The following is a 15,494-nucleotide window of genomic DNA, read 5'->3' as shown; positions in this document are numbered from 1 at the left end:
TGCGGTGTCTGGTGCATGGGCCCTGCGGTGGTCTGGTGCATGGGCCCTGCGGTGTCTTGTACACGTGGGGGCGCCCCGTCCGGACCACGCCGGCCGGGGCGGCCCCGCCGTGACTCAGTCGGTCTTCGTCCGTGGGAGGTCCCGCAACCAGGCGTCGACGGCCTCGGCGGTCGTGGCGGCGCCGGACTGCATCATGGAGAAGTGGTCGCCCGGCACCTCCCGCGTGGTGTTCGGCAGCGGCCAGCTCAGGCGCCACCCGTCGTCCGCGACGGTGTCGGTGACCGGCTCGCCCGCGCGGACGAACAGGGTCGGTGTGCGCACCGGTGCGGGCTGCCAGTCGTCGAACAGTCGCAGATAGGCGCCCATCGCGGTGAGCCGGGCGCTGTCGAGCCGCCCGACGGTGGACTCGTGGTCGAACATCATGTCGGTCAGCGCGTCCTGCACCTGAGTGAACGCGGAGCTGCCCGGCAGGTAGGTGTCGATCAGTACGGTGCCCACCGGCGGCCTGCCTCGGTCCTCCAGCCGGCTCGTCACCGCGTGCGCCAGCCAGCCGCCGGCCGAGTGACCGACGAGGGTGAACGCGCGGTCCTCGGCGCACCACAGCGCGAGATCGGCCAGCAGATCGACGACGGCGTCCACATCGGCCGGTACCGGCTCTTCCGCCGTGAACCCGGGCACCGGCACGAACCACGCCTCGCGTCGCTGCTGGAGGGCCGTGCCGAAGCGGGCGTACTGGTAGACGCTGGACAGCGCGGTGATCGTGGACAGGCAGATCAGCACGGGTGCGTCGGGACCGGCGGACAGGCGGACCGGTCGGGGCGGAGCGGCCAGCGCCGCCGGGTCGGTGAACTGCTCCCGGAGCCGGGAGGCCGCGGCGAGCAGATCCATGGCCTCGTGCGCCTTACGCTGCCGGCAGGCCGCCCGGTACAACGCCTCGATGCTGTCCGGCGCGGCGCTCTCCGCCAGGTCCGTCCGGTCGTCCCGCGCCTGGGTCGGGGTCGGGGTCGGTTCGGCCGCCAGTTCCGCGTCCAGGTGCGCCGCCAGCGCGAGCGGGGTCGCGTGGTCGAAGACCAGGGTCGCGGGCAGCCGCAACTCGGTCGAGGACTGCACCCGGTTGCGCAGTTCGACCGCGGTGAGCGAGTCGAAGCCCAGCTCGGTGAACGCCCCGTCGGGCGGGATCTGGTCGGCGTCGGCGTGGCCGAGCACGGCGGCCGTGGCCGAGCGGACCAGGCGCAGCAGTACCTGCCGGCGTTCCTGCGGTGTCCGACCCGCGAGTTCCCGCCGTACCGTCGCCTCCGGCTCCCGCTGCGCCGAACCGTTCGGCGCCGTCCGGGCGGGCCCCTTCACCAGACTGCGCAGGAGCGGCGGGATCGTGGCATCGGCGCCCCGGGCGCGCAGGGTCGCCAGATCCACCCGCGCTCCGAGTACGGTCGCCTCGTCCGTGGCCAGCGCGGCATCGAGCAGCGCCAGTCCGCCCTCGGTGTCCAGCGGGGCCAGACCCGCGCGCGTCATGCGGCGCAGGTCCGCCTCGGACAGATGGGCGGTCATCCCCGTGCGCTGTCCCCACAGGCCCCACGCGATGGAGAGCGCGGGCAGTCCGGCGGCGCGTCGGTGCCGCGCCAGGCCGTCCAACAGAGCGTTCGCCGCGGCGTAGTTGCCCTGGCCGGGGCTGCCCAGGACGGCAGCCGCGGAGGAGAACAGGACGAAGGCGGCCAGCGGGTGCTCGCGGGTCAGCTCGTGCAGGTGGATCGCCCCGTCGGCCTTCGAACGCAGCACGCGGTCCAGTTGTTCCGGCGTCATCGAGGTGAGAACGGCGTCGTCCAGGACCCCGGCCGCGTGGATCACGGCGGCCAGGGGCCGCTCCGCCGGGACACCGTCCAGGGCGACGCGCAGCGCGTCCCGGTCGGAGCTGTCGCACGCCGCGAAGGTGGCCTCACAGCCCAGGGCGGCGAGGTCGGCGGAGAGTTCCGAGGCGCCGGGTGCCGTCGCGCCGCTCCGGCTGATCAACAGCAGGTGTTTCACACCGTGTTCGGCGGCGAGGTGCCGGGCCACGTGCGCGCCGAGGGTTCCGGTGCCGCCGGTGATGAGTACGGTTCCGGTGAGCGGGGCGGGTGCCCCGACCGGTGCGGGCAGGCGGACGAGCGAGGGTCCAAGGACCGCTCCGGCGCGTACCACGAGGTGGGGGGCGCCGCTCGCGACGGCTTCGACGACCGCTTGCGGCCGTACGTCACCGTCCAGGTCGAGCAGGGTGAAGCGGCCGGGGTGCTCGGCCTGCGCCGAGCGGAGGAGTCCCCCGGCCGCGGCGGCTGCCGGATCGAGGACGTTCGCGCCCCGGGTGGTCACCACCAGACGGGTGTCCGACCAGCGCGGCTCACTCAACCAGTCCTGTAGGAGGCCGAGTTGGCGCCCGGTACGCGTGTGTACGTCGTCCACGGTGTCCGTGGGTCCGGTCCGGGCCGGCTCCGGGGCCAGCAGGACGACGCCGGGTGTCTGAGCGTCGGCGACGGTGGCGCTCAGCAGGGCCGGCAGGTCGGCGTACGCCGTGGCGTCGGCTCCACCGGCGGCCAGCAGCGTCCGCAGTTCCTCCGCCCCGGGGCCCACGGCGGCCCAGGCACCGGCCTGGGGCGAGGTGTGTCCCCGCGGGCCGGGTGTCTCCCGCCAGTCCAGGCGGAACAGTCCGCCTCCGGAGAGCCCCATCCCTCGGGTCGAGAGCGGCCGGAACTCCAGCGAGCGGGCGGACAGGACCGGGGTGCCGGTCTCGTCCGTGGCCGTGACGGAGACACCGCCGTTCGCGGTCGGCGCCAGCCGCACCCGCAGGGCATCCGCGCCGACGCGGTGCAGGTGCAACCCCGTCCAGGCGAAGGGCAGCCGGACGCCTGCGGGGTCGCCGGCCGGTTCCGGTCCGCCGGAGCCATTGGAGCCGTCGGAGGCAGCGGATCCGTGGGGGCCGGTCGCGGCGAGGCCGACCGCCTGGAGGCCCGCGTCGAGCAGGGCCGGGTGCAGACCGAACCGGGCGGCCTCCCGCGCGAGGGGGTCCGGCAGCCGCACGTCGGCGAAGATCTCGTCGCCGAGGCGCCAGACCGCGCGGACTCCCCGGAAGGCGGGCCCGTAGCCGTACCCGAGTTGGGCCAGCCGGTCGTAGCCGTCGGTGAGGTCGACGGCGATCGCGCCGGCCGGTGGCCAGGGGGCCGGCTCCGCTCCCGCGTCCGGAAGGGCGGTGGGGTCGGTCTGAGTGGTGAGGTCGGTCTGAGTGGTGAGGTCGGTGGGCGTGGTCTGGGCGGTGGGCGTGGTGGGGGCGGCGGGGGTGCTCGGCGTGGTGGGGGCGGCGGCGGTGAGGGTGCCGGTCGCGTGGCAGGTCCAACCGGAGTCGTCCGTGCCGGTGCCCGTGAGGCCGGCCGCGCCGTCGCCCGTCCGGGAGTGGACGCGGAACTCGCGCCGTCCCGTGTCGTCGGACGGACCGACCCTGACCTGGATCCGCGGTTCCTCGCCCTCGGGGAGGACCAGCGGTGCCTGGAGCGTGAGTTCCTCCACGACGGGGTGGCCGCAGCGTTCACCGGCTCGGAGCGCGAGGTCCACGAAGGCGGTCCCGGGCAGCAGCGCGACGCCGGAGACCTGGTGGTCCGTCAGCCAGGGCAGTGCCGGGGTGCGGATGGCACCGGTGAGCACCAGTTCGTCGGTGTCGGCGAGCGCGATCTCCGCGCCGAGCAGCGGATGGTCCGCCCGCTCCACCCCCGCCGCCGCGACGTCCCCCGGCTCGGGGGGCGCGGCCTGGATCCAGTACCGCTGCCGCTGGAAGGCGTACGTCGGCAGCTCCATCGGGCTTGGCCGGTGGCCGGTGAAGGCGGGCCGCCAGTCCACCCGTACGCCGCGGACGTGGGCCTCTCCGAGCGAGGTGAGGAAGCGGTCGAGGCCGCCGTCGTCGCGGCGGAGCGTGCCCACCGCGAACGCGTCGGTGCCGGCCTGTTCGGCGGTGTCGAGCAGCCCGGCGGTGAGGACCGGGTGCGGGCTCATCTCGACGAAGGCCCGGTGCCCCTGGCCGAGCAGGGTGCCGACGGCGTCGTCCAGCCGGACGGTGTGGCGCAGGTTCCGGTACCAGTAGTCGGCGTCCAGGCTGGAGCTGTCGACGGACTCGCCCGTCACGGTGGAGAGGAACGGCACGGTGGCCGCGCGTGGCGACAGGCCGTGCAGCGCGGCGAGCAGCGGTTCGCGCAGTTCTTCCACGTACCGCGAGTGGGAGGCGTACCGGACCGGTACGCGCCGTACGCGTATCCCCTCGGCGGCGCACTCCTTCTCCATCAGGACCAGACCGGGGAGCGGCCCGGACACGACGACCGAGCGCGGTCCGTTGACGGCGGCGACCTCCACCTCGCCGCCCCATCGGGCCAGTCGGTCCGCCACCCAGGAGGCGGGAGCGGCGACCGAGGTCATGCCGCCGCCGTCCTGGAGGCCGGCCAGCATCCGGCTGCGCAGGGCGACGACGCGGGCGGCGTCGTCCAGGGACAGGGCTCCCGCCATGTACGCGGCGGCGATCTCGCCCTGGCTGTGGCCGACCACGGCGGCCGGTCGGACGCCGTGCGCCTGCCACAGTTCGGCCAGCGACACCATCATCGCGAACAGCGCGGGCTGCACCACGTCCACCCGGTCCAGCGGCGGCGCACCCGCGGTGCCCCGGAGCACGTCGGGCAGCGACCAGTCCAGGTGCGGTGCCAGAGCCGCGGCACACGCGTCGACGCTGTCGCGGAACACCTGCGAGGTGTCGAGGAGCCGCAGGGCCATGCCGTCCCACTGCGAGCCCTGGCCCGGGAAGACGAACACGGGGCGTTCACCCGCGTCGGCCCGGCCGCTGAACGCGTACGAGGACTGGTCCCCCGCGGCGACGGCGTCGAGGCCCGCGAGCAGTTCGCCGAGCCCGGCGCCCCGGACGGCCGCGCGGTGCGCGAAGAACGAGCGCGTGGTCGCCAGCGCGTGGCCGACGTCCACCGGGTCGGGGCCGGGTGCGGCGCGCAGTCGGCGCCGCAGCCGGTCGGCCTGGTCGCGCAGCCCTGCCGCTGACTTCGCGGACAGCAGCCACGGCGGTACGGCGGACGCCTCGTGGTCGTGGGTGGCCGGCTCGCCGGTGACCCCGGCCACGGTCGCGGGGGCCTCCTCCAGGATGACGTGGGCGTTGGTGCCGCTCATCCCGAACGACGAGACGCCGGCCCGGCGGGGGCGCTCGGAGCGCTTCCAGGGCAGCGGCGCGGTGAGCAGCCTCAGCGTGCCCTCGGACCAGTCCACGTGCGTGGACGGTTCGTCGGCGTGCAGGGTGCGGGGCAGTGACTCCCGGTCCAGCGCCATCACCATCTTGATCACCCCGGCCACTCCGGCGGCGGCCTGGGTGTGGCCGATGTTGGACTTCAGCGATCCGAGCCACAGCGGGAGGTCCGCGGGGCGGTCCTTGCCGTAGGCGGCCTGGAGCGCCTGGGCCTCGATCGGGTCGCCGAGCGTGGTGCCGGTGCCGTGCGCCTCGACGGCGTCGACGTCCGCGGCGCCGAGTCCGGCGTTGCGCAGCGCGTGTCGTATGACCCGTTGCTGCGCGGGGCCGTTCGGGGCGGTGAGCCCGTTGCTGGCGCCGTCCTGGTTGATCGCGGAGCCGCGGATCACCGCGAGCACCCGGTGCCCGTGGCGCCGGGCGTCGGAGAGCCGTTCCAGCAGCAGCATGCCGACGCCCTCGGCCATGCCCATTCCGTCGGCGTGGGCGGAGAACGCCTTGCACCGTCCGTCCGCGGCGAGGCCGCGTTGCCGGGCGAACGTGAGCAGCGAGCCGGGGGTCGTCATCACCGTGACGCCGCCGGTCAGTGCCATGGAGCACTCGCCCTGCCGCAGCGCCTGCGCGGCCCAGTGCATCGCCACCAGGGAGGACGAGCAGGCGGTGTCGACCGAGACGGCGGGGCCTTCGAGACCGAGGGTGTAGGCGACCCGGCCGGAGGCCACGCTCGCCGCGTTGCCGGTGCCGAGGTAGCCCTCCAGGCCGTCGTCGCCGGACATCAGCAGGGATCCGTAGTCCTGTCCGTTGGTGCCGACGAAGACACCGGTGTCGCTGCCGCGCATGTCCTCCGGGGCTATACCGGCCTGTTCGAACGCCTCCCAGGAGGTTTCCAGGAGCAGCCGTTGCTGGGGGTCCATGGCGGTCGCCTCACGGGGGCTGATCTCGAAGAATCCCGCGTCGAACCCGGCCACGTCGTGCAGGAATCCGCCGGTGCGCGCGTACACGGTCCCGGCCCGGTCCGGGTCCTCGTCGTAGAGGGCGGACACGTCCCAGCCGCGGTCGTCGGGGAACGGCGCGACGGCGTCGACGCCCGCGGCGACCACCTGCCACAGGTCCTCGGGAGAGGCGACGCGGCCGGGGTACCGGCAGCTCATCCCCACGATGGCGATGGGTTCGTCGGCGACCGCCCGCCGCGGGGGCGGGTCGGCCGTCTCGTCACCGGCTCCTGTCAGGTCGGGCGTCAGTTCCTGGCGCAGCAGGCGGGCCACCGCCGTCGGGTTGGGTTGGTCGAAGATCAGCGTGGCGGGGAGCCGTACGCCGGTCGCCGCCGACAGCCGGTTGCGCAGTTCGACGGCGGTCACGGAGTCCATGCCCAACTCGCGGAACGCCTTGGTCTCGCCGATGTCGTCCGGTCCGGCGTGGCCCAGCACGGCGGCGGTGGTGGCCCGGACCTCCGTCAGGACGATCCGGTCGTGCTCCGCAGGCGCGGAGGCAGCCAGGGCCCGTGCCAGCCTGGAGGTGTGCGCGGCGTCGGGGTTCCGGTCCGCGTCCAGGATGCGACGCGCCTCGGGAAGGTCGCCGATGAGCGGGCGGGGCCCGGCGGCGGTGAACGTGGGGACGAACCGCTCCCAGTGCACACGGGCCAGTACGACGGCCGGTTCGGGCAGGGCCAGCAGGCCGGGCAGCTCGGTCAGGGCCGCGGCGGAGTCGGTGACCGGCACCCCCTGTCCGCGCAGCAGGTCGGCGAGTTCGGGCTCGGCCTCCCAGGGGCTGACGGCGACGGCGGTGACCGGGCGACCGGCCGCGCGTTCGCGTTCGGCGAGGGCGTCGAGGTGTGCGCCGGCGGCGGCGAGCGCACCGTGCGCGCTTCCGCCCCAGACGCCCGCGACCGAGGTGAGCAGTACGAGGGGGGCGGCCGGATGGTCGGCGCGCAGCACCTCGGCCAGCGCTTCGGCGCCCGCGCAGCGCTCCCGCATCACTCGAGTGGCGTGTGCGGGGTCGCTCTGCCGGACCGGGGCCAGCTCGATGGCGCCCGCGGCATGCACCACGGCTGCCAACGGCCCCTCCCCGGTGGCTTCTTGAAGCAGCAGGCGGAGCGCCTCGGGGTCGGTGATGTCGCCCGTCACGGCGAAGGTCGGCGTACCCGCCTCGGTCAGCTCGGCGCACAGTTCCGTCGTGTCGGCGCCGACAAGGACCAGGCGGTCGGCGCCCTGGGAGGCCACCCAGCGGGCGACATGGCGGCCGGGCCCTTCGGTACCGCCGGTGATCACCACCGTGCCGGTCGACGGCCACGCCGGTCGTGGGTCGCCCGGCTCGTCGGTCACCGTCAGCAGCCGACGGCCGTAGGTGCCCTCGGCGCGGACGGCGACCTGATCCTCACCGCTGTCGTGCGCGAGCCGGGCCGCCGCGCGGGCCAGCACGTCGTCGGCGGCGCCGACGGGCAGGTCGATGAGGCCGCCCCAGCGGTCCGGGTGCTCCAGCGCGAAGCAGCGGCTCCATCCCCACAGTTCGGCCTGGGCGCAGTCCGCGACGAGATCTCCGCCGCCCACGCCGACCGCGCCCGAGGTCAGTTGCCACAGACGGGCCCGCCAGGGCACGGACTCCACGGCCCGCAGAAGGCCCACCGCGGCCTCGCCGCCCAGCAGCGAGACCACCCCGATCGGGTGCTCTTCAGGTACAAGGGTCGCACCCAACTGCCTTGCCAGCGCCTCCGGTTCGACCGTTCCGGACGGGACGGCGACCACACGGGCCGAGCCGCCGTCGCCCGCCAGCGCCGCGGCCAGCACAGCGGCCTCGGCGGCGCGATTCCCGTCTTCCTCGTGGACCAGCAGCCATTCGGTGTTCGGGGGCGACCCGATCCGCTCCGGCTCCGGGAGCGGCTTCCAGCCGATCCGGTACCGGCCGACGGCAGTCTGCGTCGTGCTCGCCGGAGGCATGAGCCAGTAGCGCTCGCGCTGGAAGGCGTACGTCGGCAGCGCCACCGGTTCCACGGCGGACAGCAGATCGCGCCACGCCACCGGCAGACCCGCCGCCCAGGCAGCACCCAGACTGCTCAGAAGCTGCGCGGCCTCGGGCTGGTCACGGCGCAGCGTATGCAGCACCCGACCATCGGTGACCGTCTGCTCCATCGCCAACGACAGCACCGGATGCGGACCGATCTCCACGAACACCTGCGGCCCCGCACCCTGCAACCGCCCCACCACCTGGGCGAACAACACCGGCTCCCGCAGATTCCGGTACCAGTACCCGGCATCCAGCTCCCCCTCAGGAACCGGCTCACCCGTCACCGTCGACACGAACTCCGGCCCCGAACCCCGCAGATCGACAACCCCGGCCAACTCCCCACGCAACCGCTCCTCCACCACCTCCACCTGCGCATGATGCGACGCGTAATCCACCTCGATACGACGGGCCCGTATCCCCTGCCCGTCCAACTGAGCACATAGCGCGGCCACTTCATCCTGTGGTCCGCTCACCACGATCTGCCCCGGCGCGTTCACCGCCGCCACGGTGACACCCGACGGCAGATACGCCCCCGCCTCCGCCACATCGAGCGCGACCGAGGCCATGGCCCCGCTACCGGCAAGCTCCCGCAACGCCTGCGAGCGGAGCGCCACCACCCGGGCACCGTCCTCCACACTCAACCGACCCGCCACCACCGCAGCCGCGATCTCACCCTGCGAGTGACCCACCACAGCATCGGGTACGACCCCCGCCGCACGCCACACCTCCGCCAGAGACACCATCACCGCCCACAACACCGGCTGAACCACATCCACCCGACCCAACCACTCCCGCTCCCCACCCGACAGAACCCCCCGCAACGACCAGTCCACCCACGGATCCAAAGCGCGCTCACACTCGGCAACCGCCTCCGCGAAAACCGCATCACACTCCAGCAACTCCCGACCCATACCCGCCCACTGACCACCCTGACCAGGGAAGACAAAGACCACACCGGACTCGGCACCTGCCGACAACCGCTCCCCGTCGCCGGTCACCGCGTCCAGCCCCCTCAGCAACTCCTCCACATCCGACCCCACGACCACGGCCCGCTGCTTCAGAGCAGCCCGGCCGGCCAGACCCGACGCAACACCCGCCAACCACGCCCGATCCACCCCACCCACCGCCCGCCGCTCCCGCACGAAAGCGGCAAGCCGCGCCGCCTGACCACGCAAACCCTCATCCCCGCGCCCCGACAACACCCACGGCATCGGACCCGACACCCCCACCGGCGCGGCAGCCTCCGGCTCCACTACGGGAGGCTCCTCCAGGATCACGTGCGCATTCGTGCCGCTCACCCCGAACGAGGAGATGCCCGCCCGACGCGGATGGCCGTTCACCTCCCACGCCACCGCCTCCGTCAACAGCCGCACATCACCGGTCGTCCAGTCCACATGCGGCGAGGGGGCATCCACGTGCAGCGTCGCCGGGAGTTTCCCGTGCCGCATCGCCATCACCATCTTGATCACACCAGCCACACCCGCAGCCGCCTGCGTATGACCGATGTTCGACTTCACCGACCCCAACCACAACGGACGGCCCTCCGGACGTCCTTGCCCGTAGGTGTCGAGCAGGGCCTGGGCCTCGATGGGGTCGCCGAGTGTGGTGCCGGTGCCGTGGGCCTCGACCACGTCCACCTGTGCGGCGGCGACCCGGGCGTTGCGCAGCGCCTGTCGGATGACGCGTTGCTGCGACGGTCCGTTCGGTGCCGTCAGGCCGTTGGAGGCGCCGTCCTGGTTCACCGCGGAGCCCCGCAGCACGCCGAGCACCCGGTGACCGTTCGCGACGGCGTCGGACAACCGCTCCAGGAGGAGCAGTCCGAGGCCCTCGCCCCAGCCGGTGCCGTCCGCCGCGGCGGCGAAGGGCTTGCACAGTCCGTCCGGCGACAGGCCGCGCTGCCTGCTGAACTCCACGAACGTGCCCGGGCTGGACATGACGGTGGCGCCGCCGGCCACCGCGAGATCGCTCTCGCCGGATCGCAGGGCCCGCGCGGCCAGGTGCATGGCAACCAGCGACGACGAGCACGCCGTGTCGATCGTGACCGCCGGGCCCTCCAGACCGAGGGTGTACGCGATCCGTCCGGAGGCGACGGCCGTGGCACTGCCCGTCAGCAGGTATCCCTCCACCCCTGAGGGCGTCTCGGCCAGGGTGATCCCGTAGCCGGAGGTGGAGGTGCCGATGTAGGTGCCGACCGGTCGGCCGGCCACCGAGGTCGGGTCGATGCCCGCGGCCTCGAAGACCTCCCAGGACAGTTCGAGCAGCAGCCGCTGCTGCGGGTCCATCGCCAGGGCCTCGCGCGGGCTGATGCCGAAGAACTCCGCGTCGAAGCCGCCCGCGTCGGCGAGGAACCCACCCGCGCGGGCGTACGAGGTGCCGGTCCGCTCGGGGTCCGGGTCGTAGAGGCCGTCCACGTCCCAGCCCCGGTCGCGGGGAAACGGGGTGATCGCGTCCCGTTCCCCGGCGACCAGCTCCCACAGCCCTTCGGGGGAGTCCACCCCGCCGGGGAACCGGCAGCTCATCCCGATGATGGCGATCGGCTCGGTGTCGGCGGACCGGGCCTCCTCCAGCCGCCTACGGGTCTGCCGCAGATCGGCCGTGACCTTGTTCAGGTAGTCCCGCAGCTTCTGGTTGTCTGACATCCGGTCCTAACTCCTCACGTGCGGCGGGCAGGCAGGCAGGCGAACGCGCATGTCACTGCCTGCCGAGTTCTTCGTCGATCAGGGCGAACATCTCGTCGTCGGTCACGGCGGCCAGATCGTCGTCGTCCTCCTGGGTGGCCGGTCGCCCGCCGTCCGTCCCGTCCCGCCAGGTCCAGAGGATCTCCTCCAGGCGGGCGGTGATCTCGTCGCGCAGGTCGCCGAAGTCCGCGGCCCGGGTCAGCGCGGCCTCCAGACGGGCGAGATCGGCGATGATCGGCGGCTGCCCCGTGCCGTCGTCCGGCCGGAGCTTCTCCCACAGGTGGTCGGCGAGCGCGGCGGGCGTGGGGAAGTCGAACACGACGGTCGCGCGCAGTGTCACCCCGGTCGCGGCGCCGAGCCGGTTGCGTACCTCGACGCCGGTGAGCGAGTCGAACCCCAGTTCCTTGAACGGCTTGCGGGCGCCGATGGCATCCGTGGACTCGTGCCCGAGGGCCGCCGCGGACTGCTCCCGCACCAGGGTCAGCAGGGTCCGCCGCTGTTCCTCCGCCGACAGTTCGCGGAGCCTTTCGGCCAGTGCGACGGACGGTGCGCCGGCCCCGCCGCCGCGCGTGGCGGTACGGGTCGGGCGGGACGGTCCGCCCAGATGGGCGAGGAGCGGATGGGTGTGCCGGTGCCCCGGTGCGAGCAGCAACGGTACGACGTGCGCGCGTCCACTGCGGTCACGCGCCCCGTCCAGCAGGCGCAGCCCGTGCTCGTCGCCGAGCGGCACCATCCCGGACCGGGCCACCCGCGCCAGGTCGGCGTCGGTGAGGTGACCGCTGATGGCGCTGCGCCGGGCCCACAGCCCCCAGGCCAGGGACTGTGCGGCGAGGCCCTGTGCCCTGCGGTGCTCGGCCAGGGCGTCCAGGAAGGTGTTCGCCGCGGCGTAGTTGGCCTGGCCCGGGGAGCCGAGGACTCCGGAGGCGGAGGAGAACAGGGTGAACATCGCCAGGCCCGCGTCCCGGGTCAGCTCGTGCAGATGCCAGGCCGCGTCGGCCTTGGCGGCCATGACGTGCTCGACCCGGTCGGGCGTCAGCGAGCCGAGGACCCCGTCGTCGGCGATGCCCGCCGCGTGCACGACGCCGGTGAGCGGATGGTCCGTGGCGACCTGCGCGAGCACGTCCACGGCCTCTTCGCGGCGCGCGAGATCGGCTGCCACGATACGGACGTCGGCACCGCGCTGCTCCAGTCGCCGGGTGAGTTCATCGGCACCGGGGGCCTGGGGGCCGCGCCTGCCGACGAGCAGGAGGTGCCGTACGCCGTGCGTGGTGACCAGGTGCTCGGCGACCAGCGCGCCCAGTGTTCCGGTGCCGCCGGTGATCAGGACGGTGCCGTCCGGGTCGAGCGGCGTGGGTACGGTGAGGACGACCTTGCCGGTGTGCCGGGCCAACCGCACGTGCCCGAACGCGGCCGGGGCCCTTCGTACGTCCCACGAGGTGAGCGGAAGGTGCCGCAGGGCGCCGTCCCGGAACAGTGCCAGCAGTTCGGTCAGCATCGCGCCGATCCGGGCGGGCTCCGGTTCCGTGAGGTCGAAGGTGCGGTACCCCACCCCGGACGGCAGCGAGCCCGCCTCCCGCACATCCGTCTTGCCCATCTCGATGAACCGACCACCACGCGGCAACAGTGCCAGCGAAGCATCCACAAACTCACCCGCAAGCGAGTTCAACACCACATCGACCCCACCACCACCGGTCACACCGAGAAACACCTCACGGAAACCGACATCACGCGAAGACGCGATGTGATCCTCCGCCAACCCCAACCCCCGCAACGTCCCCCACTTGGACGGATGCGCCGTCGCGAACACCTCCGCACCCCAATACCGCGCAAGCTGCACAGCCGCCATCCCCACACCACCCGCACCCGCATGAACCAACACCCGCTCACCGGGACGCACCGCCGCAAGCTCCCCGAGGGCGTAGTACGCGGTCAGGAAGACGATGGGGACGGAAGCCGCCTCCTGGAACGTCCAGTCCTCGGGCATACGGACGACCATGCGGGCGTCCGCCACCGCCGTATCGGCGAAGGAGTCCGGCATCAGTCCCATCACCCGGTCCCCGACCTCCGTGCCCGCGACGCCCGGGCCGACCTCGGTGACCACGCCCGCGCCCTCGCCGCCGATCGATGCGGCACCGGGGTACATGCCGAGTGAGATGAGCACGTCGCGGAAGTTGAGGCCGGACGCGCGTACCGCGACTCGGACCAGGCCCTCGCCGAGCGGTGCGTCGGCGGTCAAGGGCTGTGGCTCCAGGGCGAGTTCCGACGACGTGCCGCCCGAGCCGGCTGTGAGGCGCCACGGGCCCTGCGCGGGGGCGATCAGGTCCCCGCTGTCGCCGACCTTCTCCAGGCGCGGCGTCGACAGTGCGCCGTTCCGCCGGACGAGCTGGGGCAGTGGGGCGGCGGAGACGGCGGACAGCAGGGTGGGCCACTCGGCATCGCCCACCTCGGTGTCGACGTCAAGGAGGACCAGCCGGTCCGGGTGCTCCGACTGGGCCGAGCGCACCAGCCCCCAGACGCCCGCCGCGGGCACGTCGACGCCGCGGTCGCTCTCGTCGGCCGCGACCGCGCCCCGGGTCAGGACGACCAGTCTCCGCCCGGCCATCTCGGGTGCGTCGAGGAATGCCTGTACCTGGCCGAGTGTCCAGACGGTCAGGGCACGCGCACGTTCCGGCACCGTCCCTTCCTCGGGGGCGTGGCAGGACAGCACCACCCAGTGCGGCTCGGCCGTTCCGTCGCGCACCGCCGCGGAGGCCGCCGCGATGTCGGGGACGGCGTGCACATGGCCACCGCCCGGCTGCGCGTCGGCCGGGGTTCCCGCCGATTCTGCTTCCAGTGCCTCTTCCGGGGTCCGTTCCGGGAGGGGCGTCCACCGCAGGTGCAGCACGTCCCCGTCGGATGTCCCGGGCGCGGCGAGGTCGGCATGGCTGACCGGCCGGAACACCAGCGAGTCGATGGACACCACGGGGTTTCCGGCGGGGTCGACGGCCTCCAGTCCGACCCCGTCGGGCTCCTGGCGGCGCAGCCGCACGCGTAGCGTCGAGGCACCGGGCCGGTGTACTCGTACGCCGGTGAACGCGAACGGAAGCCCACCCTCACCGCTTCCAGGAGTGGCGGCGAGGGCGTGCAGCGCGGCGTCCAGCAGGGCCGGGTGCAGCGCGAAGCCGGTCGGGTCGTCGGGCAGGACGACCTCCGCGTAGACGTCCTCACCGTCCGGCCAGACCTGCGTCAGCCCTTGGAAGACGGGGCCGTAGTCGAATCCGGCGTCCGACAGTCCGGCGTAGACGTCCTCCCCCGAGGCCGGGGTTCCGGCCGGGGGCCAGACCCAGGTGGTGTCGGGGCCGTCGGTCGTCTCGGTGAGGGCGCCGGTGCCGTGCCGGGTCCACTCCCCGGCTTCGGTGTCCGGGCGGGAGTAGATCGCGACGGTCCGCTGCCCGTCGTCGTCGGGGACGTCGACGACGACCTGGACCGCCGTGCCCGGCCCGTCCTCGGCCAGCACCAGGGGTGCTTGAAGAGTCAGTTCCCGCACCTGCGGGCATCCCACTTGCCGACCCGCGTGCGCCATGAAGTCGATGAACGCGGTCCCGGGAAGCAGGACGGTGCCGGATACGGCATGGTCGGCGAGCCAGGGTTGCGTGGCCACCGACAGCCGGCCCGTGAACACCACGCCGCCGTCGGCCAGCGTGATCTGTGCACCCAGCAGACGATGGCCGGTACCGGCCAGGCCCACACCGGACAGCGAGCCCGCGGACGTCGCGACAGCGCCGCCCGGCCAGTAGCGACGGCGCTGGAAGGCGTACGTCGGGATCTCCACCGGCGGTCGCGTACGGGATACCCACTGGTCCCAGTCCACCTCGACCCCGTGCACGTGCAGCCGGGACAGGCCGGTGAGCAGCCCGGTGACCTGGTCACGGTCCCGCCGCATGAACGAGGCCACGGCCTCGCCCGTACGCTCTTCCATCGCGGCGGAAAGCGCGGGCTGTGGACCGACCTCCGCCCATACGCGGGCCCCCAACTCACGCGCTGTTTCTATGGCTTCGGCGAACCGTACCGGCTGGCGGGCGTGCTCCACCCAGTACGCGGGGCTGCCGAAGTCGACGCCCGCCGACTCACCACTCACCGTCGAGACGATCGGTATCTGAGGCGACCCGTACTCCACATCCGCAATGGTGGCGGCGAAGTCGTCCAGCATCGGGTCCATCAGCGGGGTGTGGAAGGCATGACTCACCGGAAGCGATCGGGTGCGCACGCCCTCGGCGGTCAGCTTCTCGACCACTCCACCCACCGCGTCCGCCTCACCGGCCAGTACGACCGACCCCGGCGCGTTCACCGCGGCCACCCACACCCCGGAAACCCCACTGACGCGTTCCTGGACGTCCTCAGCGGGCGCGGCTACGGACACCATCACCCCGCCGGCGGCCATCCCCTGCATCAACCGGCCCCGCACACAGGCCAACCGCACCGCGTCACGCAGACTCAGCACCCCCGCGGCCACAGCCGCACTGATCTCACCGACCGAATGCCCCACCAGCACATCCGCACGAACCCCGTGCTCGGACAGAACCCGCCAC

The 15,494-nt window shown here is 73.4% G+C and carries 2 protein-coding genes; both read right to left on the bottom strand.

Annotated features, from left to right (window positions below):
- Positions 1–114 precede the first annotated feature (114 nt).
- Complete coding sequence (locus ACIQNG_RS33255; protein ID WP_401490214.1) at positions 115–10,887, bottom strand: SDR family NAD(P)-dependent oxidoreductase; 10,773 nt, start codon at positions 10,885–10,887, stop codon at positions 115–117.
- A gap of 52 nt (positions 10,888–10,939) precedes the next feature.
- Complete coding sequence (locus ACIQNG_RS33250; protein WP_401490365.1) at positions 10,940–15,484, bottom strand: SDR family NAD(P)-dependent oxidoreductase; 4,545 nt, start codon at positions 15,482–15,484, stop codon at positions 10,940–10,942.
- Positions 15,485–15,494 lie beyond the last annotated feature (10 nt).

This window comes from Streptomyces sp. NPDC091377 (genome assembly GCF_044757045.1).
Taxonomy (GTDB): Bacteria; Actinomycetota; Actinomycetes; order Streptomycetales; family Streptomycetaceae; genus Streptomyces.
Note: the sequence above shows the minus strand (reverse complement) of the source record. Positions and strands in the feature narration are given on the sequence as shown.